We start from the raw sequence: 25,471 nt of genomic DNA, 5'->3' as shown, positions 1-25,471 counted from the left end.
TCTTTTTTTAATGGATGTTTTTATGCGGTTTTAAAACAGCGCATACTTATGCTGCCGTTTTGTATTTCTTCGTAAGTGAATTGTATTTCTTCCTGTTTATCTACCAGTCCCAGTGTATAGATCATAGGGAGATAGTGATCATTGGTAGGAATAGACAGCTGTGCTTCCCTGCCCAGTGTATGATAATTGACCAGATCATTGAATGCGCCTTGTTCCAGTTTCTTTTTCACCGTTTCATCGAAGGCAATGGCCCAGTCGAATGGTTTGGCGTTATCGGTGAAAACAACCTGGCGGAGGTTGTGTACAATATTTCCGCTACCCATGATCAATACGCCTTTATCGCGCAATGCTTTGAGTTCTGCGGCGAGTTTGAAATGGTATTCCGGTGGCTGATGATAATCGATACTCAGTTGGTATACGGGTATATCTGCCAGTGGATACATATGTTTTAATACCGTCCAGGAGCCATGGTCAAGGCCCCAGTGGCCGTCTTCGATCACCTGGGTGGAGGTAATAAGTTGTTTCGTTTCGCGGGCCAGTTCAGGTGCGCCGGGGGCCGGGTATTGAACGGCATACAGGGCTTCAGGAAATCCGCCGAAGTCGTGGATGGTTTCCGGTTGCGGAGCTACCAGCACATGTGTGCCTTTGGTGAGCCAGTGAGCAGAAATAACAAGAATAGCGCTGGGTGGTTGCGGCAAATCCTTGCCCATTTTACCGAGGGCGCGGGTAAAATCGTTTTCCAGGATGCCGTTCATGGGGTTACCATGACCAATGAACATCACGGGCATCCTGGTGCTGTGTTTGAATTCGTTGGTAATATTTCTGAGATCGTTCAGTTGCATGCTCTTCCTCCTGATGGCAGCAATGCCTTTGATGATAAAAACTTATTGGAACTGGCGCAGGAAATCGGCCAGGCTCATTTTTTCCAGTTTGTGCAGCAGGGCGCCTTCTATTTCCTGGTAGAGGTGGTCCAGATGCTGATTAATCTGTTTCCCTACATTACAATCGGGGTTGGGCTGATTTTTACTGTTTCCCAGCAGGGAAGCCTGTTGAACGGCATGGTATACTTCCGAGAGCCGGATCTTATCTGCAGATCTGGCCAGGGTGGAGCCTCCGTTTTTTCCTTCCTTGCTTTCTATCAATCCGTGGTTGCGGAGATTGCTGATCTCCTTGCGTACCAGTACCGGGTTAATGTTGATGCTGCCGGCAATATAGTCGGATGCCAACAGTTCCCCTTCCGCGCTGGCCAGCAGCGTGAGAATATGCAGTGATATGGGAAATCGTCCGTTGTTCATTCTGTAATCGACTTTATTACAGTACAAAAGTACGATAATAGGGGGGAACGGAAAAATTTATCTGTGGGTATAGAAGTAGACGATACTGGCTATGACCAGGACCAGGACGATCAGTACAATGACACAGCCGTTTTTACTGGGTTGTTTGATGGCGCTGGTGAGGCCACGGGAAAAGATCAGGTTTTCCACGGCATCTTTTGCCTCCCGGAGGCCGATATTGTTGCCGGGTAGTTTATTCATTTCCGTCAGATAGTACTTAATGGCGACGATTTTGCCACCGTGCATGGCTAGTTGTACGGTTTTTTCCTCGATAGCGCGTTGCGTGGAGGCATTTTTCTGTTTTCCCAATGGGGCCGGGTCATTAATTACCTTTTGACAGTGTTGGCAGACAACCATTACGTGAAATGGGTCTTTTTCTGGTATAGTACGGATCACATCCGTGCTGCCACACCAGGGACATACTTGTTCAGTGCTCATTAATGGTGGAACTTTTTTTATAACTGCTGCATAAGTTAATAAAAGTTTTTTAGGTTTTGGCGATTAAATGCAGTGGGGAGGAGTGAAACGGGTTGTTTTTTCCGGATCCGGCTATTTCGGAGAACAATGTCCGGGCTTTTTTGAGGGTTCAGGGATATAATTTCGGGAGATGAAAAACAGCTACTGCTGTTTCTCATCTCCCGAAAACTTAAACAGGTGGTCTTTATCAGGGCTGTTTCTTCAGATGGGCGGCAAAAGCCTTCCTGAATTTCTCCAGTTTGGGTTTGATCACAAAGGTGCAATACGGTTGTGAGCCATTCTGGTTATAGTAATTCTGGTGGTAATCTTCCGCTTCATAGAAGGCAGTGAGCGGTGCAATTTCTGTGACAACCGGTTTGTCGTATGCGCCGGATTCCTGTAATTTCTTCTTGTAGAACTCTGCTTTTTCTTTCTGGTCTTCACTATTATAGAAGATTATACTGCGGTACTGGGTGCCTACATCGTTACCCTGCCGGTTGAGCTGGGTAGGGTCGTGGCTGAGCCAGAAAGCCTGTAACAGGTCTTCGTACTTGATTTTAGCCGGATCATAGGTAACGCGGATGACTTCCGCATGACCGGTAGTACCGCTACATACCTGTTCGTAGGTTGGATTGGCTACCGTTCCGCCGGCATAGCCGGATTCCACTTTCAGTACGCCATCCAGCTCCTGGAACTGCGCTTCTGTACACCAGAAGCATCCGCCTCCAAAGGTAGCGGTGGCGGTTTTTTGATCTTTGCTAACTTCCATGTCTCCGGCAACTTGGTCTTTTTTTGATTGGGCACAGGCGAAAAGGGCCATTGCGATCAGGCAGATGAATATTGAATACTTCCTCATAAAATAAAATTTTCAAGATGGCATTTATTTTTATATGTCCTGGATGCAGCACTGTATAAGGATTGCAGCCATTTCATCCATCTTTATGATCCCCTTGTTTCTTATAATTTACGTAATATATGATGCAGGAGAACGACAAGTTAAGTAACTTTAACATTCTTTTGCAGTTTCCAGGAACCCAGGAGCGCCCTGAAAACCACCCAAAAGCATACGTCAGCAGCAGCAGGAACAGGTCCAAAAACCGGAATTGCCGGATAACGTTTGATATAGCATAATGACAATTTGATGAACAAGAATTAAGAATTTTCCCGGATAAAACTTCCCCGCCACAACGATGGCCGCGCTTTTACGCGCATGAACGTAAACCTTTTACGCAGACACGAACAATACCTGAGATTGTTGGTGCCTTCTTACTTTAAATATATTAACACTTGAAATATTTTCCTGAATCTGCGTTGATGCAGTTGGAATTCGATAAGGTACAGGCATTGCTGCAAGAGCATTGCAAAACAGAACTGGGCAAGGAAATGGCCGCAGATCTCCGCCTGCACACGCACATAGATTATGTTAAAACAGCCCTGCAACAGGCACATGAATATAAACAACTCACCCTGTTACAGGAGAATTTTCCGAACGATTTTATTCTGAACCTGAAAAAAGAACTGCGCCTTTTATCTATCGAGGGCGCAGTACTAACCGGGGAACAAGCCATGCTGCTGCGTAAACTGGCAGAGAGCATGCATAGCATCGTCAGGTTCTTTGACCATGACCGCCGTACCCAGTATTCGTCGCTGTACGAAGTCATCAAAGAAACCCATTACGAGAAAAAGATCACCGCTACCATTGATGAGGTATTGGATGAACTGGGACAGGTAAGAGATAACGCATCTCCTGAGCTGGCCCGCATCCGTATTTCCCTGTTCCGTAAACGCACGGAGCTGCGCCGCGTATTTGACCGCATCCTGCAGAAGTTGCAGAAACTCAATTACCTGGCCGACCAGGAAGAAGCATTTCTCAACGGCCGCCGGGTAGTGGCGATCTACGCAGAGAATAAGCGCATGGTAAAAGGATTGATTCATGGTGAATCCGATACCCGGAAAACATCTTTCCTGGAACCGGAGGAAACAATAGAACTCAATAATGATATCCAGTCGCTCGAAAGAGAGGAAGGACGCGAAGTATACCGCATCTTAAAGGCCATGACGGCCGCTTTAAGCGGATATTCCTTCCTGCTGAACGGATACCATGAAATACTCGGGACCTTCGATTTTATCCGTGGAAAGGCCAAACTGGCGCTGGATATGGATGCGAACTATCCCATGCTGTTGCCGCATGCACAGCTGAATCTTATACAGGCTTATCATCCGTTGTTGCTGTTGTATAACAGGAAGAACAACAAGCCTACTATTCCGGTAAATATCAACCTGGACAAGGATGCGCATATCCTGGTGATCAGCGGACCCAATGCCGGTGGTAAAACCGTGACCCTGAAAACCATCGGTCTTATTCAGTTGATGCTGCAATCCGGGTTACTGGTACCGGTACATCCGTCGTCGCAGTTAGGCATTTTCAAGCAACTGATGATTCATATCGGGGATACGCAATCGCTCGAATTTGAGTTGAGTACTTATAGTTCCCATCTTAAGAACATGAAACATTTCATGGAGAGCGCCAATGGCCGGACGCTTTTCTTCATCGATGAACTGGGTAGTGGTTCCGATCCCAACCTGGGTGGGGCTTTTGCCGAAGTGATCATGGAAGAACTGGCCAAGAAGCATGCCTTTGGGGTAGTTACTACGCACTATCTAAACCTGAAAGTAATGGCCAATAAGGTGAAGGGTATTATCAACGGAGCCATGGGCTTCGATGAGCAAACCCTGATGCCGATGTACAAACTGATGGTGGGTAAGCCGGGTAGTTCCTATACCTTCTCAATAGCAGAGCGTATCGGGCTGAATCCGGCACTCATTGCGCGGGCTAAGAAGCTGGTAGACGAAGGCCATTTTCAGTTGGATAAGCTGTTGAATAAAGCAGAACAGGATCTCCAGAAAGTAGAGCATAAAGAGAAAGAGTTGCAGAAATTGCTGAAGGAAAATGAGCGTTTGAAGAAGGAATATGAAATACTTGCGGATAAAGAACGCAAGCAGCAGCAATATACCCTGTTGAAATTACAGAATCAGATCAAGGAAGATGACCTCCAGTACCTGAAAGATATGGAGCGTAAGCTGAAACAGATCGTGATAGAGTGGAAGCGTGCGGATGATAAGGAGAAAGTAATGAAGCAGGCAGAAATTCTGTTGTTCCGTCGCCGTGAGAAGCAGCACAGCGAGCAACTCAACAAAAAAGTGCAGGATAAATTTGAAGAGATAAAGGGCCAGATAGAAGTTGGAACTCAGGTAAAAATAGTGACCAACCGGCAGGTGGGTAAAGTACTGGAGATCCGCGACAAAAGGGCCATTGTGAAAATCGGTAATATCCCGATTAATGTGAAGCTGAGCGATCTTGTACTGGTGCAGGAAAAACCGGCGGAAAAAGTAGATGAAGGAAAGTGATATAGCGGATCATCTATAGCGATATAGAAATTATCTATGCCGCGTATAGTTGGATGAAAGATGTATAATCAGCTACCTTTACGCTGTCAAATTTGAACAAACAATTACCCGAAAAGTATTAAACCAATGGAAGCAGTAGCAAGTGTTGCAACACGTATTTCTGATGTGCAGGTTTATAACTGTGATTATACTGATGGCGCTCATTTTTTTATGGGTGAGTGGAGAGGTTCTGAGGTTTGTGTAGGGGAAATGAATGTACCACACCGGCATAACGGATATAGTATAGATATATTAATTAAAGGTCGTATTACGCAGGTGATTGACTTTAAGAAATATGAGATGGAAGCACCGGCGTTGATGCTGATGGAACCTAACCAGGTGCATCAGCATGAGATGACCTCTGATGCGGAGCTGATCAATCTCTATTTCACTAACGACTTCCTGGTTCCTGAAATGCAGGGAGTCGTTAGCTGCTGGCGCTGCATTTTCAGTTCCGGTATGGTACCGCTTACAGAAGATCAGCTGGAAGAAGTGTTGTCTTATGCAGACCTGATCCGCAAGGAGTATAACAGCGACAAATTACGCAAGGATGCTATTATCCGTAATTTATTAAATGCTTTTGTGATTGCCTGTGGCCGGATTTCCGAACCATCGGGTAACTGGATGAATGCAGAGAGTTCGCAATATAATATGGCGCGGCAGTTTAAGATCCTGGTAGACCAGCATTTTCATGAAAAAGCACAGGTATCTGACTATGCAGAAATGTTGTATGTTTCGCCGGGACATTTGAATGACACAGTGAAAGCGTTACTCGGAAGAAATGCAAAATTTATCATCGATGAGAAGCGGATTATGGAAGCAAAGCGGTTACTGTATTGGGGAGAGCACTCCATCAAGCAGATTGCGTCGCAGTTGAATTTTGAGGATGATGCCTATTTCAACCGTTTCTTTAAAAAGCATTCCGGGTTTACACCGGCCTCTTTTCAAAAGAGTATCCGTGAAAAGTACAACTAAACCCGTAATAATTTAAGCTTGCGTTAACTTTAAATATCTATTTTTGCATTGTGTTTAAAATAATGATGTCGCCCGTGCATCATTTAAAATTTGAGAACCGATGAGAATTTTTTAGCGGCCTACCGCAACCTTCAATTTCTTTTTTACAGTAGTAACATATTGCTGTACTCATGCTTGTAATGTGCTGTAACATTACCGGTGACTGAGTATTGCGGGCTCCTACCTGTATTTACACTACCCAACTGCTGTCACTTATTGATTGCTACGACTCATGTACACATTAAACTGTGCATGAATCGTGATGGGATCCTTATTGTTTAGAAGTTTAAAAAAAAAATCGTATGAATTCATTGAAATCAACATTAACAAAATTGCCGGCAGGCATACTCTATAGCGCTATCATTCTGGCTGTTTTATCAGGATGCGGTGCATCTCAGGCAAAAACAGAAGCACCGAAGGCGGCATCTCTGCCTGTAATTAAAGCAACTACTTTACCTGCTACAACGTTCCAGGATTTCTCTGCTTCGGTAGAAGGAACCCGTGATGTGGAAATAAGGCCACAGGTAGATGGTTATCTAACGAATATTTCGGTAGATGAAGGCGCTTACGTTAGTAAAGGTCAAACACTTTTCACGATCGACAGAAGGCCATATGTAGAGCAACTCAACACTGCCACTGCAAATTTGCAAGCTGCAACAGCGGCATTGGAGAATGCACAAATCAACGTTGATAAATTGAAACCGTTACTTAGTAATAATGTGGTATCGGATGTTCAGTTAAAATCGGCCGAAGCAAGTTACAATTCAGCGAAAGCGAATGTTGCCCAGGCACAGGCCCAGGTAGAAGCTGCCCGTATCAACCTTGGGTTCACAAATATTAGTGCACCGAGCGATGGTTATGTAGGTAGTATTCCTTTTAAAACAGGAAGCCTTGTTAGCAGAGGCATGGCAGGCGCACTGACAACTATTTCTGAAGTAAAGGATATGCGTGTTTATTTTTCTTTGAGTGAAACAGATTTCCTCAAATTCAAGGAAAAATATCCAGGTAATAGCATTGCTGAAAAAGTAAAAGGAATGCCAGCAGTAGAATTAATCCTGGCAGATGGCAGTGTTTATCCTGAAAAAGGAAAGGTCGAAATAGTGGAAGGGCAGTTTGACAAAACTATCGGTGCAATTAGTTTACGTGCCAGCTTTCCTAATGCACAGGGAGTACTCAGAAGTGGTAGTACCGGTAAAGTGAGAGTACCTACTTTACATGCTGCTGCGTTGGTAATTCCTCAGGAAGCCACGTTTGAATTGCAGGACAAAGTGTTAGTCTATACAGTGGCCGATAGCAATAAAATCGTTACAAAACCACTTACCATTTCCGGCAAAACGTCTAATTACTATTTCGTTACTGATGGCGTAAAGGAGGGAGACAGGATTGTATTATCTTCTCAATCTACTCTGATGATGGGCGGTTTAAGAGATGGCGTTGTTATTCAGCCGCAGATGGTATCTATTGATAGTTTGTTGAAAACAAAACCACTGCTTTAAAATAATTAAGCGTGTAGGCACGCCAGTGCTAAGAACGTTTACACACAACATTATTCAAATTGCGACGCAGGCAGTGTTGTTACACACATGCACTGTTTGTGTTCGCGCGGACATACCGCAACCATAATTGTTATTTATGTTAAAACGATTTATTGAAAGGCCGGTGTTATCAACGGTTATTTCTATCATATTGGTTATACTGGGAGGGTTGTCTTTATTCTCCCTGCCTACGGCTTTATTTCCTGAGATTGCGCCGCCATCTGTACAGGTTATAGCCAATTACCCCGGCGCCAACGGGGAGGTGATAGCCCGTACAGTTGCTACCCCGATAGAAGAATCGGTAAATGGTGTGGAGAACATGACGTACATGACCTCCAATTCCAACAACGATGGTAGCTACATCTTGACAGTTTATTTTAAACAAGGAACGGATCCTGATATTGCGGCGGTAAACGTGCAAAACCGCGTATCTAAAGCTAATAGCCAGTTACCTCCCGAAGTATTACAAGCCGGGCTTTCCACACAGAAAGTGCAGAGCAGCTTCCTGATGTTTGTGGCGATATACAGCGAGGATAGCGTTAAGTATAACGAACTGTTCTTAAATAACTATGCAAGAATTAATATCATCCCTCAGTTACAACGTATACCAGGGGTAGCACAGGTACAGCCGTTTGGTTCAAAAGATTACTCGATGCGTATCTGGTTGAAACCCGATAGGCTTGTTGCTAATAATCTCTCTACAACAGAGGTGATGAATGCAATCAGAGATCAGAACGTAGAGGCTGCACCAGGACGTTTGGGACAAAGTAGTAAAGAATCTTTCGAGTATATTATTAAGTATAAGGGAAAGTTAAATAAGCCTGAGGAGTATGAGAATATGGTGATTAAGGCAAAGAACGATGGTTCTGTTCTTCGCCTTAAAGATCTGGCCAGGGTTGAACTTGGTGGCTATACTTACACTGCCTCGAATTTGCTCGATGGTAAGCCTGCTACTGGTTTTGGTATTTTGCAGACACCGGGTTCCAATGCCAATGAAATTCTTACCGAACTGGAAAGACAGATTGGAGAATTTGACAAGGCGTTACCTGATGGTATGAAGTTTAAGATCATGTATAACTCGAAAGAGTTTTTGGATGCATCCATCGACCAGGTAAAAGAAACACTGATCATTGCGTTCATCCTGGTGGCCATCGTGGTTTTCGTTTTCCTGCAAGATGTGCGCTCTACATTGATCCCGGTAATTGCTGTTCCGGTTTCGATTATAGGTACCTTCTTCTTCTTACAATTATTCGGCTTTAGCATTAACCTGCTTACATTGTTCGCATTGGTACTGGCTATCGGTATTGTGGTGGATGATGCCATTGTGGTTGTGGAGGCTGTACACTCAACGATGGAACGTGAGCATTTACCGGCGAGAGAGGCAACAGTAAAAACGATGAATGAGATATCCGGTGCGATTGTTTCAATCACATTGGTAATGGCAGCCGTGTTTGTACCAGTGAGCTTTGTACAAGGTCCTGCAGGGGTGTTTTATAAACAATTCGCTTTTACACTGGCCATTGCGATCGTTATTTCTGCGGTGAATGCGTTAACGCTAAGTCCGGCGTTGTGTGCTTTATTCTTAAAGAATCAGCATATCGGCGAAGGTGGAGAGAAAAAGGGTTTTGGTGCCCGCTTCTTCCATGCGTTTAATACCGCTTTTAATGCAATGACGGCAAGATATATACGGAGCATTAAATTTCTGTTGAAGAACAGATGGGTGGCCATTACCGGATTACTGCTTGTGGTGGTTGCTACTTTTTGGCTGATCAAAACAACACCTACCGGGTTTATTCCGGATGAGGATCAAGGCTTCGTAGTTGGTATTACCCAAACACCTCCCGGAAGTTCACTTAGCAGAACGGAGAATGCAACGAGCCAGATTAGTAAAATTACGATGAATGATGAGGCTGTGAGTGATGTTTGGGCTGCAAATGGGATGAACTTCGTAACAAATGCGAACGCTTCTCCTAATGCTGCGATCTTCGTAAGATTAAAAGATCGTAAAGAGAGAGGTGTTGTAAAAGACCCTACTGTTATTGCAGGCGGTTTGTTAGGCAAATCAATGCAAGTACATGATGCCTTAACTTTCTTTGTTGGTTTTCCAACAATACAAGGTTTCGGTAACGTGAGCGGGGTAGAAATGATGTTGCAGGACAGAGCAAACGGATCACTGGAGAAATTGGCAGGAACGGCATGGGGTTTTGTTGGTGCATTAAGTCAGCGGCCGGAAGTGGCAAGTGCGTTCACTACCTTTAATACAGGTAACCCACAATACACAATTGATATAGATGAAATAAAAGTGAAACAATTGGGTGTATCTGTTGGTGATTTGTTGAATACGCTGCAAACCTACTATGGTAGTAGTTTCGTATCAGACTTTAACCGTTTCGGTAAATATAGCCGCGTAATGGCGCAGGCCGACGTTTCATACCGGATGGATAAAAGTTCGTTGGATGCTATTTACGTAAAAAACAACCTGGGTACGATGGTACCGGTAAGCACAGTGGCCAAATTCACACGTGTATATGGTCCGGAAACAGTTACACGAAACAACCTGTATGGTGCTGTTACCATTAATGCTACACCCAAACCAGGTTATAGTACCGGTGATGTAATTAAAGCCATTGGAGAAGTATCGAAAAATTCATTGCCCAAAGGATATGCCTATGAGTTTACGGGTATTACGAGGGAAGAGATAAGAGCAGGGAACCAGACTGCGTTCGTGTTTTTATTGAGTGTATTGTTCGTATTCTTCCTGCTGGCTGCACAGTATGAAAGCTATATCCTGCCGCTGGCAGTAATCCTTACTGTACCTACGGGTATATTAGGTGTATATAGTTTCATCGGCTTTAGTGGCATAGAGGGCAATATCTACGTACAAATAGGTATGATCATGCTGATAGGTTTATTGGCTAAAAATGCGATCCTGATTGTGGAGTTTGCGGTACAGCGGCGAAAGGCAGGCTATAAGCTTGTTGAGGCGGCTTTGGAAGCAGCACAGCTTCGTCTTCGTCCAATATTGATGACTTCCTTTGCATTTATTGTTGGTATGTTGCCATTAATCTTTACACAGGGTGCATCTGCCAAAGGAAATCATTCCATTGGTTGGAGTACTGTAGGTGGCATGTTTACCGGTGTGGTCCTGGGGGTATTCATCATACCTGTGCTGTTTGTAATCTTCCAGTTCCTGCAAGAGAAAATCAGCCGCAAGCCGATAGTGGAAGTGGAAGCAGGACATGAAGCAAAGCTGGTGCACTAAAACATTAGCATTATCTATTATTAGAATCAGAAAAAAGACAAATGAAAACAAGATATAGCTCATTTTACTTTTTGTTGTTCTCCTTAGTTGTAGGATTAGCAGCATGCCGGGTTGGCCGCAATTACGAGCGGCCACCGGTGGCGCTGCCCGAACAGTACAACAACACGGCAGCACCATCAGATAGTAGCATTGCCAGTATTGCCTGGAACCAGTTCTTTACTGATGCAACGCTGCAACAGTTAATAGGTAAGGCGCTGACAAGTAACTATGATTTACTGATTGCAGTTAAAAGGGTAGAAGAGGCACAATCGTTCTTACGTCAGGCAAAAGCTGCCTGGTTGCCTTCCATTAATGGAACTGCATCTGCAAGTACCAATTTCCCGTCGAAGAATAGTTTTACAGGTGTGAACCTTGCGGCCAACAACCTGGGAGAACACCTGGAAGATTATAACCTGGGTGCTGGTCTTTCCTGGGAAATTGATGTCTGGGGAAAAATCCGTCGTCAGAAAGAAGCTGCCCTGGCTGATTACCTGCAGACCTACGAAGGGCAGCACGCTGTGCAAACAGGCCTGGTTGCTTCCGTTGCTAACAGTTATTTTAACCTGTTAATGCTGGATAACCAGTTGCAGATAGCTAAAAGGAACTTAGCCCTCAGCGATACCGTTGTAAAAATGATACAACTGCAGAAAACTGCAGGCGAGGTAACTGAGCTTGGGGTTCAACAGGCTATCAGCCAGCAACAGCAGGCCGAATTACTTGTACCTCAGTTAGAGCAAGGTATTGCTATCCAGGAAAATGCGCTGCGTATTTTAACAGGTGAATTACCTGGTCCGGTGAGTCGTACCAGCCAGTTAAGCAGCTTTGATGTACCAGCATTCCTGCCTTCAGGCGTGCCGGCAGAACTGATCAGTCGTCGCCCGGATGTTAGATCCCAGGAAATGGCATTAGTGGCTGCAAATGCACGTGTAGGAGTTGCGCAGGGCGCCATGTATCCTAGCCTGTCGATCACCGCCAGCGGAGGCTTAAATGCCTTTAAGGCGAGTAGCTGGTTTACGATGCCTGCATCGCTGTTCGGAACAGTGGCTGGTAGTCTTACCCAGCCTATTTTCCAACGCAGAGAATTGAAAACTCAGTTGGAAGTGGCTAAGATCCGCCGGGAATCCGCAGTATTATCTTTCCGTCAGTTAGCCTTACAGGCAATTGGAGAAGTGAGTGATGCATTGATCCGGTTGGACAAAGTGAAATCACAACAGGAAATCGCCCTTCGCCAGGTAAATACTTCCCAGTTGGCTGTACAACAGGCGCAAATGCTGTTCCGTAGCGGTATGGCAAATTACCTGGAAGTAATCACTGCTCAGTCACGTGCCCTGCAGGCAGAACTGGGTCAGGCTGATATTGACCGTCAGCGGTTAAGTGCAATGGTAGATCTATACCGTTCTTTGGGCGGTGGATGGAAATAATTGATGCGAATGACGGATCAAAGCGAATGGCCAACAGGTGAATTTTTTGAATCATTACGAAAGATGAAGATCGCTTAGGTCCGTCATTCGCAGCAGATAAATCCCGGTTTACTTATTGTAGGCCGGGATTTATTGTTTGGTAAATCCGCTATGGTGGCTGTTCTTAAAAATAGTTGCCAAATTTTTTGTTGTTTTCAATTTCTTTTATACTTTTGCGTCCCTGGAGAGTTGGCAGAGCGGTCGATTGCGGCAGTCTTGAAAACTGTTGACTGTAACAGGTCCCGGGGTTCGAATCCCTGACTCTCCGCAAAAAAGGAGTAATCATTCAATGATTACTCCTTTTTTTTACGCCATATTGGAGCCACTATCCTCATGCTTCGGGTGTCCTTATGACGATTAAATCGGTATTAGTTTTTGATCTTAATAGATTACATTAGCAGAAGTTGAAATAGTAACATCTATTCAGATAATTATGACAGATGTACACACCCGTGAGCGAAGAAGTTACAATATGAGCAGGATAAAAGGGAAAGATACCAAACCAGAGCTGGTGGTGCGTAAGTTTCTCTTTTCTCAGGGGATAAGGTATAAACTGCATGATAAAAAATTACCGGGTAGGCCAGATATAGTTTTCCCGAAATACAAAACAGTTTTGTTTGTAAATGGATGCTTTTGGCATGGGCACACCGGTTGTAAATATTTTGTTGTTCCCAAAACGAAAACGGAGTGGTGGTTGGACAAAATCAACAAGACTGTCTCAAATGATGTTGTTGTAACAGAGCGTTTACAGCAGTTAGGCTGGAACGTACTTGTAGTGTGGGAATGTGATTTAAAGAAGGACAGAAGACCTGGTTGTCTTATGGATATTCTGATCAGAATTAAGGAAAGGAAAAAATAGTAGCATATAAAGATATAATGATACCAATAATTGACATTTTCGCAGGGCCCGGAGGATTGGGTGAAGGATTTTCATCGGTGTTTAACTCCAGACATGAAAGGGTTTTCAAGATCAAATTATCCATTGAAAAAGATTCCTATGCACACCAAACATTACAGCTTAGAAGTTTTTTCAGACAATTTCCTGTTGGAGAAGTACCGGAGGAATATTATCAGTTTGTCAGAGGCAAAATCTCGCTGGAGGAATTGTATGAATTGTACCCTGGTGAAGCCAGACTTGCTGCTGATGAGGCATGGTGCGGTACTTTGGGAGATCCCGATGAAAAGGATACAAACGGCGTCAGCAATGAAGAGGTAGATAAAAGAATATCAAGAGTACTCAGGGGGGCCGGGGACTGGGTTTTGATTGGTGGGCCTCCTTGCCAGGCTTATTCACTGGCTGGACGGTCAAGGAGACAGGAGAAGAAACTTGACAGCAGTAAGGATAAACGAGTTGGTTTATATAAAGAATATCTTCGAATTATAGCTGTTCATAAGCCCGCAGTATTTGTAATGGAAAATGTGAAGGGGCTATTGTCTGCTCAGACGGAGGAAGAATATGTGTTCGGTAGAATTTTGAAAGATCTTTCGGATCCCGTCTCAGCTTGCATTTCTGAAGGCGAGACTATTGATGCAAAGAAGAAAATGATAAAGTACAGGATATATTCGCTTACTACAAAACCTACGCAGTATGATCTTTATGGCACACCTTCCTATGACCCGAGAGATTTTATAATAAAAGCTGAAGACTATGGGGTTCCTCAGAAAAGACACAGAGTGATTTTGCTTGGGGTAAGAGAAGACATCAGCGCTCCCCGTAAGGTTCTTCAAAAGCAAAAGGAGGTGACGTTAAAATCGGTGATCGGAAGTCTTCCTGTTATTCGAAGCGGTGTAACAAAGGAATTTTCCCATATCACTACCATTCAGGATGAGGAAGGCAATGAGAAAAAGAAAAGACACTATAAAAATGTGGAGGATAATGAGGAAAGGTGGCTGAGGTATATTCAGAGATATACCCGGCAGGTTGACAGGATATTGAAAATTGAGGAGGATAGGGAAGGTATTGTATATCCGTCAAGCCTTGGGAAGGAGTTTATGGGGCCTGGGAAATTCAATCTTAAAGTTGGTCATCCGTTGAGGAGCTGGTATGCAGATGACAGATTGAACGGTGTAATGCATCATGTATCCAGGAAGCATTTGGTACAGGATCTTAAACGCTATCTGTTTGCTGCGCGTTATGTAGAGGTGAATGGCAATTTTCCGAGAATGGAAGATTATAAGAAAGCTGGCGCTGATCTGTTGCCTGATCATGAGAATGCCGACTCGGGGAAATTCTCAGACAGATTCCGGGTGCAGTTGCCAGACTCTTCTGCAACGACCATTACGAGCCATATTGCCAAAGACGGTCACTATTTTATACATTATGATCCGGTTCAATGCAGAAGTCTTACTGTAAGAGAATCTGCAAGGGCGCAAACATTTCCTGACAACTACTACTTTTGCGGGGAGCGTACGCAACAATTTCATCAGGTTGGCAATGCCGTGCCGCCGTATCTGGCTTATCAAATTGCTCAGATTGTGCAGGACATTTTTTATTGAAGAGAAGGATGAATTTTATAGATAATTACCGTGCAACCCCTCAAAATCGTATATTACTTAAGTGATATCAGGGCAGGTGTAGAGTATCCCTATGGATTCTTACTGTGTAACCCATGTGATATATAAATTTTACGTGATGCGAATGGACTATTCCCTTTACAGCACCAGAACTGCTGACCCTGCAGCGCCCCAGATCCTCAAATCTTTACGGGCTATAGGTTACAGTCTGGAAGCAGCTATGGCAGATATACTAGATAACTCTATATCGGCAGGCGCAAAAAGCATCTGGATTAATTATGTATGGTCCGGTTCAGAAACTTCTGTCGCCTTTATGGATGATGGTTGTGGTATGAACGATGCTGAATTGTTGGAGGCAATGAGACCTGGAAGCAAAGATCCTGAAGACGAACGAGCCTCGGAAGATCTTGGGCGATTTGGTCTTGGGTTAAAAACTGCGTCATTTTCCCAATGCAAAATGTTTTCAGTTATGTCCAGAAGGGCAGAGCAACAGGTTGTATTTCTTACATGGGATCTCGACTTTGTATGTGATCATTCACGAAAGTGGGAATTATTGGAATACATGCCAAAGGGAGACTGGGCTGATGAACTTGGAAAACTGGAATCCGGAACAATTGTTTTATGGAATGATCTGGACCGTTTGGTAGGTGGTGTCCGGAAAGATGACCCCAAAGCTCAGAAGTTATTCGAAGAAGTCATGATAAAGGCCAAGAGACATCTGGGACTTGTTTATCATCGCTTTTTGGAAAGCAGGAAGGTTAAGATCTACTTTCAGGGGCGTGAAATAGAACCCTGGAATCCATTTCTCCCGACACATTCTGCAACACAAAGCTTTCCTGAAGAATTGCTTGATAACGGGCGGGTTAAACTTCGTGGTTTTGTCTTACCACATCAGTCAAAATTGGCGAGGGGCGATTATGAGCGTGCCGAGGGAATAAATGGATGGTATGCCCAGCAAGGATTCTATGTTTACAGGAATGAGAGGTTGTTGCTGGGAGGGAGTTGGTTAGGCTTATTGCGTAAGCAGAAACTTTATACATTGTCTCGTATAATGCTGGATCTCCCAAATTCAATGGATGGAGAATGGCAGATTGATATTAAAAAATCAATCGCCCGTCTGCCCGTCGGATATATTGATAGAATTAAAGCATATGCTGCGGCAATATGTTCTAAATCCGCTGAAGTTTATAATCATAAAGGAAAAATAATTAGCAGGAAAAACATCACGGAGGAAAACTTTCAACCTGTATGGTTCGAAAAACAGAAACATGGACACCGATTTTATGAAATCAACAGAAATCATCCGGTGGTACTGAATTCTGTTCAGACAAATCTTTCTCCCCTGCTTCATTTGCTGGAAGAAACAGTTCCGGTAAATGTACTGGACTTTTCTGCGGGGCAGAATGTCGAAGATGTCAGCAGGCCTTTTGAGGGTGAGAAATTGAAGGAGTTAAAGAAGTTGTTGAAAGAAATGTATGGTGTATTGATCAGAACATCTACGCCTGGGGAGGTAAAATCCAGATTAATTTTAATAGAACCATTTAATGAATATCCAGAGTTAATTGCGAGCTTATGAGTAATTATGACCAGGCAAAGAATGTATGTATAACCCTGCTTTCCGGCACAACTGAAATAATCAATGCAGATTACATCAGGGAAACAATCGCCAGGGCTAATCTGTTATTCGGACTGGATGTGCCGTTGCTTGCCAGGATGCAGGAAGAACTTGAAACCCTGTTCGCGGTTTTTTCAGATCAGTATAGAATACTTGATGATACAAGACCAGAACCCTGGGTTAAAAATGCAAAGGCAAATGTATCCTGGAGTTTCTGGAATCGGTATAGAAGGTTACTGGAGAAGAAAAATTATGCGCCCGATACAATCAACAAACTGGATAACCTGACGGATGATATTCTGGACCGGTTACCGGAACCAGGAACAAGTGAACGATATGATAAACGAGGGTTGATTGTCGGACAGGTACAATCCGGCAAAACGGGGAATTATATAGGCTTAATCTGTAAAGCGGCAGATGTAGGATACAAAATAATCATTGTACTAGCCGGTGTCCATAATAGTCTGCGTTCGCAGACTCAATTGCGCATTGATGAGGGATTTCTTGGATTTGATACACAACAGGCACGCAGTCTGAGTCAGACAAGTAACAGGATTGGAGTAGGGAGAATTAACCCTAATCTGGCTGCACATTCTTTGACTACAAATGCGATAGATGGTGATTTCAGCCGTCAGGCTTCCGAAAAATCAGGGACTAATATAAGAGGAAATGATCCCGTTATTATTACAGTTAAAAAGAATGTGACAGTATTGAGAAATCTTCTTGGGTGGCTGTATAGCAGGGGGGAAACAATGAGTGATCAGATGAAGCTGATTAAGAATGTCCCTTTACTTATTATTGATGATGAGGCAGATAACGCGTCAATAAATATCAGCAGAAGCCAGGTTTCCGGCGTTAATGCCTGTATAAGGGCGATGATAAAATTGTTTGAGAAAAGCGTATATATTGGTTATACTGCCACACCTTACGCAAACATATTTATCAAGCAGGGTGGAGGCGAGGATGAGAAGGGGTTGAAATACTCTGTGAACAATATGGCTTTTACGCTGGGTGAAGATATTTTTCCGAAGAATTTTATTGTCAACATACCTGCTCCTTCCAATTATATCGGGCCTGAGAAGGTATTCTTTGTGGATGGCAACAAGAGTGCTGATCAGTCGGAAGAATTTGTGAAACTGTACGAAATAGTAGACGATTATGATTCCTATATAAAAGAAGGACATAAAGCCTTTGTGCCCGGTCCTGGGTTGACGGATTCCCGGATGACAGATCTTCCGCCCAGCCTGAAAAAGGCCGTCAGATGTTTTTTTCTGACATGTGCCGCCAGAAGGGCAAGAGGACAGGAAAAAGAGCATAATTCAATGCTTGTCCATATGTCAAGATTCACATCCTGGCAGGATCGTATCGCGGATCTGGTTCTGGAAGTTGTAAAGGATTATGCAGGCAAAGTAGAGCTGAGTGACCCTTGTTTTCTCCGTGAACTTGAGGTACTCTGGGTAAATGAATTTGTACCTGTTACACGACAGATCATTGATAACGGGCTGGTAAGGGACAAAGGCATCGTTACCCTTGACTGGTTGGACCTGCTGCCTCATCTGCATCCGGCAACGGCCAAAATTGAAGTGAGAGCGGTACATGGAGATACCCGGATTGAAAATCTGGAACATAAAAATATCCGGCCATTAGACTATTATGATAATCGGGAATCCGGATTGTCGGTGATTGCGGTGGGAGGTAACAAGCTTTCACGTGGTCTTACTCTGGAAGGATTGACTATAAGCTATTTTCTACGTGCATCAAAAATGTACGATACGCTCATGCAGATGGGACGCTGGTTTGGATACCGGCCGGGTTACCTGGATCTCTGCAGGCTATTTACGAGCAGTGAGATGGTAGATTGGTACAGACATATTACCATTGCGACGGAAGAAATGAAGGCTGAATTTGATCACATGAGTGACCTTGGCCGCATCCCTGCAGAATATGGGCTGAAGGTAAGAACGCATCCCGGCTCATTGGTGATTACTGCTGCCAATAAATTTCGGTATAAGAAAATCATGGAACTGAGTTTTTCCGGGATTTTGATAGAAACCTATACATTTAAAAAGAATGATCGAAAACGTCATCTGCAAAACTATAACAGAACGCTTCGGCTAATAAATGAAATTGGCCCTCCTGGTATTGCTCCGAATACCGAATCCAGCTTTAAAAATCATTATATCTGGCAAGGGAAAGATAATGTAGACCAGGTGCTTGACTACCTCAATGATTTCATCACGGATCAACCTTCTTTCAACCGGGTGCTGATTACCAGATATATCGCGGCGCAAATTAATCAGTCAGTATTATGCAACTGGACAATTGTACTGATTACTAATACGGAAGATGCTGGTAGGTTTGACATTAACAAAGATGTAAAAGTTGGTAAAACCCGAAGGGCCGATAAGGGAGATCGCTATAACTATACAATTGCGAAATCGCGGTTGATTGATCCCAGGCATGAATTCATTGATTTGACAGATGATCAGATCAAAAGAGCGATGGATAATACCATCGTAGATGCTGCCAAAGCAGGAAAGGATGCCGGACGGGTGAGCATCCCCTCTCCTTCACGTATCAGAGAGCAAAGGCCAGTTTCAAATGGGCTATTGTTAATTTATGTCCTGGACAATATACCCGAAAAGGGAAAGCCCCCTGTTGCAGAATTGCCTCTGATAGGGCTTGCCATAAGTTTTCCTGATATTTCAAAAGATACGCCAATCGAGTATGCGGTAAATGAGCAATTCCTGAAAGAATTGAATTACCCGGAGGAACTGGATGAGCAGAATGAGGATGAACTGTTAATCGAGACAGAAGACGAAGTTGACAGACTTCAGCAAGATTTGGATTCTTTTTTAGATGGACTGGGAGGGGTAAATAAAATGCTCAAGGATTTTCATATCGATGGAACAAAGGTTACCTTCAGCACCACGCTGAAGAAAAATGACAGCCAGGTAATAGCTGTCCCTGCAGCTATCAGGCCTGAGGACAGTTTCCCGTTGTTCAGGGCAGAAGATATTGAACGGTACTATCTAAAGGCAGAATCGGAATTTTGGGTTGTGAATGGCAGTGCTTTGGATGCAGGTGAAGGTGTTGTGATTGCTCCCCGAATATATTCAGACCAGGCTTTTGGTCTTTATTTCGGTAAATATGTAATTTATGAAGACTGTATTGCAATCAGCATTGATGGTGTTCCTGCTGCGTATTTAAGTGCACTGTTGAACTCAGTTGTATTTGCCTACGATTATAAACGTAGGAATAGCGGTGCGAAGGATACAGTCTCCATTGTGAAAGATTTTCCAATTGACAGAAGGGCCATTGGAAATAAAGGGATAGAGACATTGGTCAGAAGCATTCAGGTTCTCAAATCAAAACAGCTTTCCCGGGAATCAGCTAAATTAGCATCCTACTTCATTAATGTGTTAGATGTAGCAGTGTTGGAAATTTATTTTTCTGAGGAGTTTAGTAGAAGTAAATTATCAGTGCTGGATGAATTGGATATGCTTCCAACCTTTGTTAACTCGTTGGAACAATTTCAATCATACTATGACAGTATGAATAAACCCGACAGCAGTATAAAAAAAGCGGTGTATGCAGTTACTGCCATTGACAAGATTAACTATATGTACAGAAATCTGTAGTATGACCCGTTATGAAAATTAAAACTATCCTGGTTAGCAATTACCGTGCTTTTCTGAATCATAATGATGAAGAAAAGGAAAGATATCAGATTGATCTCCCACTCGGGGAGAATCTTTTGATCTATGGAGAGAATGGAAGTGGGAAATCTTCCCTTTACAAGGGATTGAAAGACCTTTTCCTGTCAGGGAAATCTAATGCACATATCTTCAAAAGGAATCTTTTCTGTAAGCAGGATAATGTGTCTGATCCGCCCCACATCCGTATAGTGCTGGAGGATGGGCAGAGTATTTACTTCTCGTCAGACCCTGCCCTGACCAACACATCAACCAGCCATCTGATAAGGGAGGCAAATATCCTGAAAGGATTTATCAGTTACAGAGATCTTTTGAAACTGCATTTCAGAGAGAATGAAGAAATGCCTGATCTGACTGCTTTTTTCCTGGGGACAAACGGACTTTTTACCGATCTGGAATTGCCGGCACCTGTGAATCCTGCTAATAAAATGTCATTCGGTGATTTATGGGAAAAGGTCGTTACAAACAGGCAGCAGCGGGATATTGATGATTATAATCTGAATGCTTATGCATTGCTTGAAAATTTACAGTCAAAAGCTAATATGCTTCTTTCCATATTTCATAGGGAATGCGAACTCAGTATAGTATATACTGATTCCCGAGTTCTCGATGGAAATGTTATAGCGCCCGGAATATCTTTTGATGTAAGTATGTTTGGAACTAATATATCAGGACATCATGAGTTTCTGAATGAGGCAAGATTAACCTCTATGGCCATATCTGTATATCTTGCCCATTTATTGACATTACCTCCTGCTACGATCAGACTTCTTTTTCTGGATGATATTTTTACAGGGCTTGATATGTCCAACAGAATTCCCCTTATAAAAATTCTGTCGGCAGAAGATCTTGGTGATGGAAGTTCTTTCCGTGATTTTCAGATTTTCCTTACAACATATGACAGGGAATGGTTTGTAGTAGCGAAAAGTTACCTGAAGAAAAGATGGAAGCATTTTGAGTTTTATGTAGATAATCATGCCCAGCAGCCTGATAGACCATTCATCAGGCGCTCTGATACTTACAAGGAAAGAGCCGAATTTCACTTCATTCACTGCGATTACCCCGCAAGCGCAAATTATTTGAGAAAGGAATTTGAGCGTATTTTGAGAATTATATTGCCCGAAAATACTGTGCATCCAGGATTTGCTGCGGATGATGGAGAGAATAGTGCGATGGTGATTGCGAAGGATAAGTTTGCTATTTCCGATAACAACGATTCGTGGTTTTTCAGGGTCAAGGATACCAACGGTACAGTTTCAACGCATCCTGTGAGGTTTACAAGTCTTCAGAGCCTCATAAATCAGTTTCAGCGTCTTGTGAGTCAGTATCGGATACCTTTTCCCCATATTGATGAACTATCGGCAATTAAAAACAGGTTACTGAATCCACTCTCTCACGATGACCTGACTTCCGTGGTTTTTAAAAACGAACTACGAACTGCATTTGCTATTTTGACCGAGCTGGAGAAAATTGTATCCAAGATTATTGTTCATCTGTCCAACGAAGGAGCTATTCAACTATCCTGTTATAAAGAGGACTACAGACAGCAAAACTGTCGCTACAGATTCGAGGTATACGAGAATATACGTTATTTTCAATATGAATCCTTTCGGATTTTGTTGAATGCGAAATGCAGGTCTTTATACAAGGTTGTTGAGGGAAAGTCAATAGAAATTAATGAAAATAACTATTTGACTATTAATAAATTATGTGAATCTGTCTTTTTCGCGTCTTCCGCTCCCGGCGCATCCGAAAAATTAGATGATCGCTTTATCTACGATGAAATTATTACGGAAGAGGGTAAAAAACTTTCAGAGCTGATCTAAACTCATCGCATGGAAAATAATGAACTGAATGTCTATTATACAGAATTGATGCAGGATGTTCGGAGTGAACAAATTGCAGTAGAGGATGGTGGATTTCTGGAACAAATCTTTACAGCTTATGCAATTAACCTGCTGTCGGAAGCTGGGGAAACTGAAAACTATCGGCTTGCTTACAGCGAGAGTCTGATCCCGCGTAACAGGCATAAAATTAATGCCTATTCTATTGCAGATAACCATGAGACGGTTGATCTTTTTGTTACCATCTTTAACCAGCTGGATGACATACAGAGGGTATCAAAAGCAGAAATTGACAATGTCTCTAAGTTAGGGATAAGCTTTTTCAAGAAATCAAGGTCTAAAAACTATGCAGGCGAGTTGGAAGAATCTACAGACATATTTCAGTTTGCAAGAACACTCGGTGAGTCTGAACAGCTTAAGGCTAATCTTGTGAGGGTTAATGTCATTATACTAACTAATGGGTTATTTAAGGGAGAAATACCGGAGGATAGAGAATCATTTGGTTTCCCTGTTTTCTATAAAGTAGTAGATCTCAATTATCTTTTTAATCTCACTGAAAAGGAGCATACACCTATAGTCATTGATTTTTTGGAAGAGGGATTTAATGTTTCCTGCATAAAGGCCAATACAGAAAATCCTGCCTATCAGTCGTATCTGGCTGTAATCCCCGGATCGGCACTTGCAGCGATTTATGAGAAATATGGAGCGCGATTGCTGGAACAAAATGTCAGGGCATTTTTACAGTTTACGGGTAAGATTAATAAGGGAATAAGATCTACCATCATGCGGGAGCCACATATGTTTCTTGCATTTAATAATGGTATTGCGGCAACAGCAAATTCAATAGTTTTAAGAACTACCGAGGAAGGACTACTTATAGAAAGCATAGACGATCTGCAGATCGTGAATGGTGGTCAAACCACTGCCGCTATCTACCATACCTTGAAAAAGGACAGATCGGATATAACCAAGGTTTTTGTGCAGATGAAGTTATCAGTAATAAAAGATAAATCCAACTTCAGTGGAATCGTTAGCCGGATATCCGAGTATGCCAATACACAAAATAAAATTTCTGTTTCTGACCTAAGTTCCAATACCCCATTCCACGTTGAAGTAGAAAAGCTGTCCCGGAATACCTGGGCTCCCGCCAGAGGGCAGGTATTGCAAACGAGATGGTTTTACGAAAGGGCCAGAGGGCAGTACAAAAATGCGCGGCTTAAATTTGGCACGACTAAACGGAAATTGCAGGATTTTGATAATAGAAACCCCCGGACGCAATTCTTTACGAAAGAGGAATTAGCCAAATATATCAATGTAAGTCAGGAAAGGTATTTTGGAAGTAAACTGATGACCGGCCCTCATATGGTAGTCCGTGGAAGTCAGAAAAATTATACGCAATTTGTTGTGTACAACCTTCCTTCACATCCGAATTTATTCTTTTTTGAAGAGCTTATTGGGAAAGCAATTATTTTTCGTCATGCCGAGTGGATTTATGGAATTAAGCCGAATTCAATTGGGGACATGAGATATATTACCGTGCCATATACTATTGCATGGCTTTGCTATAGAACGAATGAACGAATTGACTATCGAAAAATCTGGAAAGCACAGAATATATCTGCGAACCTTGAGAAGGTTCTGTCAATAATAATGAGGAGAGTCGAAGCGTTTATCAAGAACAATGCACCTGGCTCGCTATACGGCGAATGGGCTAAGAAAGAAGATTGCTGGAGTGCAGTAAAGGTTCAGAAGTTTGGCATAGACTTTCAGGAAATAAGAACTGATGTAATTAGTGCGGTAGAGAAGAATCGGAGGGATAAGGAAATGGCAGCATCTTCTGAAGAAGGTCTTAGGGAGTTTGAAATTAATACCATATCTTCTATCAAAAATGAACAATGGAGGAAATTTGGTACCTGGGGTAAAGAGACAAGACTACTGAATGCCCGCCAGCAGGCAGCTGCGCTGGATATTGCAGATAATTTAAGTGAGACAGATTTGGAATTGCCTGAATCTCTCCTGAAAGTAGGACTGAGAATTATTGAAATTGTCAGTAAACATGAACCGGGACTATTTCAATAAGTGTGAACCTAAAAAATAAAGGTTTCTTTTATAGGTTAGGTGCTAACCATTTTGTCAAAGATAATTAAGAATTGAGTTGAGACACTATCTCATAAACTGTGTAAATCATAAAGATCGGGGTGTTTCGCCTCAATTTTTTAATTTTAAAAGATATACAGTTTTATGAAAACAGAAGATTTTTTATCAGATGATTTTCTGAAGCAGTTTAAAACGGCCGATCAGCTAAATGGTTTCCTTGCCCAGATTCAGAAACGGGGTATTAAAAAGATGCTGGAAGGTGAGTTGGAAGCCTATAAATTGACGTTTCCACTGCTACGATCAGCCACATCACCAGCCGTGTGACCGAAGATATTGTTGCCTGGCAAAAACAACCTCTAGATGATGAAGCTGTCCTTAAATCAGTATACCTGACTTTGAGGGAAGTACCAAAAAAAGACCATGCCCATTAGAACTGGGGAATGATCCTGAATCAGGTTTTAACTATTTTTTGATAAAAGAGTGAGAATTTAATTATGAATTTGATCCCCGATCTTTAAGTTTACACACTTAATGAAATAATCCCTGATTTGGCATCATGCCCCGGTTTTGAAGTGCCCCCGAGTTTTTGACAACTTCATCTTTATTCTGTAGCGAATATATAGATACCTGAATAGCGGATGTACTATCTGTGATCATCTGTAAAATCTCGATTACAAATACTGCAACCGGGATTTCTTACTGTAAATATCCTCAGCACTTTAGTCGGTTATTCAAAAGCCGTGTTGGTTATGCGTCCAATGAATACAGATCTTTAAATTAATATGACTATGCTAAAGTTATTTATAAAAGCTAAAGTCTAAGAAATTACAAGTAACTGTTGTTAGTTATTTACATCGTTTTTAAACCTTCTGGAAAAGTTAAAAGGGGTATCAGGTGTTCGACTGTCATCCCTGACTATCCGCTAAAGGAGACAATCAAAACTGATTGTTTCCTTTTTTATGTCTGTATTTTATTAATCAGCAAGATTTCTCATCTTCTTTTTATTGATCCAAAATAGCGTTCGGGATTTTTAGAGTATCAAGGCTACGTATCAGATCTTACAGTAAGAGGGTGTGCTATTATTTTGATTATAAATATCCTCTTTCAGATAAACGTATTCATTACTTAACAGACCCTT

Annotated in this window: 16 protein-coding genes and 1 tRNA gene; 13 read left to right on the top strand and 4 right to left on the bottom strand. The window is 42.7% G+C overall.

Annotated elements, in window-relative coordinates:
- Window positions 1-20: 20 nt before the first annotated feature.
- The 4 genes from ygiD to msrA all read right to left on the bottom strand — a co-directional run bounded on the left by ygiD (window position 21) and on the right by msrA (window position 2,646).
- Window positions 21-842, bottom strand: coding sequence for a 4,5-DOPA-extradiol-dioxygenase (ygiD, locus tag BMW79_RS27280; RefSeq protein WP_089900694.1), 822 nt, complete (start codon window positions 840-842; stop codon window positions 21-23).
- Between the two features lie 42 nt (window positions 843-884).
- Complete coding sequence (locus BMW79_RS27275) at window positions 885-1,295, bottom strand: Rrf2 family transcriptional regulator (protein ID WP_089900690.1); 411 nt, start codon at window positions 1,293-1,295, stop codon at window positions 885-887.
- Window positions 1,296-1,352: 57 nt separating this feature from the next.
- Window positions 1,353-1,772: a hypothetical protein gene (locus BMW79_RS27270; protein ID WP_089900687.1), complete on the bottom strand. Its 420-nt coding sequence runs from the start codon at window positions 1,770-1,772 to the stop codon at window positions 1,353-1,355.
- Between the two features lie 226 nt (window positions 1,773-1,998).
- Window positions 1,999-2,646 carry a peptide-methionine (S)-S-oxide reductase MsrA gene (msrA, locus tag BMW79_RS27265; RefSeq protein ID WP_245752699.1) on the bottom strand — a complete coding sequence of 216 codons (648 nt, stop codon included), beginning with the start codon at window positions 2,644-2,646 and terminating at the stop codon, window positions 1,999-2,001.
- A 431-nt stretch (window positions 2,647-3,077) separates the two neighbouring features.
- Here msrA and BMW79_RS27260 point away from each other — a divergent pair, with 431 nt between their 5' ends.
- The 13 genes from BMW79_RS27260 to BMW79_RS27200 all read left to right on the top strand — a co-directional run bounded on the left by BMW79_RS27260 (window position 3,078) and on the right by BMW79_RS27200 (window position 24,657).
- Entirely contained in the window at window positions 3,078-5,198 is a 2,121-nt protein-coding gene (locus BMW79_RS27260) for an endonuclease MutS2 (protein ID WP_089900684.1), read from the top strand.
- A 126-nt stretch (window positions 5,199-5,324) separates the two neighbouring features.
- Window positions 5,325-6,212 (top strand): helix-turn-helix domain-containing protein, encoded by an 888-nt coding sequence (locus tag BMW79_RS27255; protein WP_089900681.1) that lies wholly within the window; start codon window positions 5,325-5,327, stop codon window positions 6,210-6,212.
- Window positions 6,213-6,553: 341 nt separating this feature from the next.
- Window positions 6,554-7,747: an efflux RND transporter periplasmic adaptor subunit gene (locus BMW79_RS27250; protein ID WP_089900678.1), complete on the top strand. Its 1,194-nt coding sequence runs from the start codon at window positions 6,554-6,556 to the stop codon at window positions 7,745-7,747.
- A gap of 136 nt (window positions 7,748-7,883) precedes the next feature.
- Window positions 7,884-11,048: an efflux RND transporter permease subunit gene (locus BMW79_RS27245; protein WP_089900675.1), complete on the top strand. Its 3,165-nt coding sequence runs from the start codon at window positions 7,884-7,886 to the stop codon at window positions 11,046-11,048.
- Window positions 11,049-11,089: 41 nt separating this feature from the next.
- Window positions 11,090-12,508 (top strand): efflux transporter outer membrane subunit, encoded by a 1,419-nt coding sequence (locus BMW79_RS27240; RefSeq protein WP_089900672.1) that lies wholly within the window; start codon window positions 11,090-11,092, stop codon window positions 12,506-12,508.
- Window positions 12,509-12,730: 222 nt separating this feature from the next.
- A tRNA-Ser gene (locus tag BMW79_RS27235) sits at window positions 12,731-12,815 on the top strand.
- Between the two features lie 165 nt (window positions 12,816-12,980).
- The gene (locus BMW79_RS27230) at window positions 12,981-13,406 is read left to right on the top strand and encodes a very short patch repair endonuclease (protein ID WP_089900670.1); all 426 of its coding nucleotides are present in this window, start codon (window positions 12,981-12,983) and stop codon (window positions 13,404-13,406) included.
- A gap of 17 nt (window positions 13,407-13,423) precedes the next feature.
- The gene (locus BMW79_RS27225) at window positions 13,424-15,043 is read left to right on the top strand and encodes a DNA cytosine methyltransferase (protein ID WP_089900667.1); all 1,620 of its coding nucleotides are present in this window, start codon (window positions 13,424-13,426) and stop codon (window positions 15,041-15,043) included.
- A gap of 142 nt (window positions 15,044-15,185) precedes the next feature.
- Window positions 15,186-16,637 (top strand): ATP-binding protein, encoded by a 1,452-nt coding sequence (locus BMW79_RS27220; RefSeq protein ID WP_177192355.1) that lies wholly within the window; start codon window positions 15,186-15,188, stop codon window positions 16,635-16,637.
- Complete coding sequence (locus BMW79_RS27215) at window positions 16,634-20,317, top strand: Z1 domain-containing protein (RefSeq protein WP_089900661.1); 3,684 nt, start codon at window positions 16,634-16,636, stop codon at window positions 20,315-20,317. Before BMW79_RS27220 ends, BMW79_RS27215 begins: the two co-directional genes overlap by 4 nt.
- Before the next feature lie 11 nt (window positions 20,318-20,328).
- Window positions 20,329-22,218: an AAA family ATPase gene (locus BMW79_RS27210; protein WP_089900658.1), complete on the top strand. Its 1,890-nt coding sequence runs from the start codon at window positions 20,329-20,331 to the stop codon at window positions 22,216-22,218.
- A gap of 9 nt (window positions 22,219-22,227) precedes the next feature.
- A complete protein-coding gene (locus BMW79_RS27205; RefSeq protein WP_089900656.1) occupies window positions 22,228-24,315 on the top strand; it encodes an AIPR family protein in 2,088 nt (695 codons plus the stop codon).
- A gap of 162 nt (window positions 24,316-24,477) precedes the next feature.
- Window positions 24,478-24,657: a hypothetical protein gene (locus tag BMW79_RS27200; RefSeq protein WP_089900653.1), complete on the top strand. Its 180-nt coding sequence runs from the start codon at window positions 24,478-24,480 to the stop codon at window positions 24,655-24,657.
- Window positions 24,658-25,471 lie beyond the last annotated feature (814 nt).

The sequence above is a fragment of the Chitinophaga arvensicola genome (assembly GCF_900110835.1).
Lineage (GTDB): Bacteria > Bacteroidota > Bacteroidia > Chitinophagales > Chitinophagaceae > Chitinophaga > Chitinophaga arvensicola.
Note: the sequence above shows the minus strand (reverse complement) of the source record. Positions and strands in the feature narration are given on the sequence as shown.

What these genes read in the sequence shown, in the direction of transcription:
- ygiD (WP_089900694.1), bottom strand. Translation starts at nt 842, where the DNA reads ATGCAACTGAACGATCTCAGAAATATTACCAACGAATTCAAACACAGC.
- BMW79_RS27275 (WP_089900690.1), bottom strand. Translation starts at nt 1,295, where the DNA reads ATGAACAACGGACGATTTCCCATATCACTGCATATTCTCACGCTGCTG.
- BMW79_RS27270 (WP_089900687.1), bottom strand. Translation starts at nt 1,772, where the DNA reads ATGAGCACTGAACAAGTATGTCCCTGGTGTGGCAGCACGGATGTGATC.
- msrA (WP_245752699.1), bottom strand. Translation starts at nt 2,646, where the DNA reads ATGAGGAAGTATTCAATATTCATCTGCCTGATCGCAATGGCCCTTTTC.
- BMW79_RS27255 (WP_089900681.1), top strand. Translation starts at nt 5,325, where the DNA reads ATGGAAGCAGTAGCAAGTGTTGCAACACGTATTTCTGATGTGCAGGTT.
- BMW79_RS27250 (WP_089900678.1), top strand. Translation starts at nt 6,554, where the DNA reads ATGAATTCATTGAAATCAACATTAACAAAATTGCCGGCAGGCATACTC.
- BMW79_RS27245 (WP_089900675.1), top strand. Translation starts at nt 7,884, where the DNA reads ATGTTAAAACGATTTATTGAAAGGCCGGTGTTATCAACGGTTATTTCT.
- BMW79_RS27240 (WP_089900672.1), top strand. Translation starts at nt 11,090, where the DNA reads ATGAAAACAAGATATAGCTCATTTTACTTTTTGTTGTTCTCCTTAGTT.
- BMW79_RS27230 (WP_089900670.1), top strand. Translation starts at nt 12,981, where the DNA reads ATGACAGATGTACACACCCGTGAGCGAAGAAGTTACAATATGAGCAGG.
- BMW79_RS27225 (WP_089900667.1), top strand. Translation starts at nt 13,424, where the DNA reads ATGATACCAATAATTGACATTTTCGCAGGGCCCGGAGGATTGGGTGAA.
- BMW79_RS27220 (WP_177192355.1), top strand. Translation starts at nt 15,186, where the DNA reads ATGGACTATTCCCTTTACAGCACCAGAACTGCTGACCCTGCAGCGCCC.
- BMW79_RS27215 (WP_089900661.1), top strand. Translation starts at nt 16,634, where the DNA reads ATGAGTAATTATGACCAGGCAAAGAATGTATGTATAACCCTGCTTTCC.
- BMW79_RS27210 (WP_089900658.1), top strand. Translation starts at nt 20,329, where the DNA reads ATGAAAATTAAAACTATCCTGGTTAGCAATTACCGTGCTTTTCTGAAT.
- BMW79_RS27205 (WP_089900656.1), top strand. Translation starts at nt 22,228, where the DNA reads ATGGAAAATAATGAACTGAATGTCTATTATACAGAATTGATGCAGGAT.
- BMW79_RS27200 (WP_089900653.1), top strand. Translation starts at nt 24,478, where the DNA reads ATGAAAACAGAAGATTTTTTATCAGATGATTTTCTGAAGCAGTTTAAA.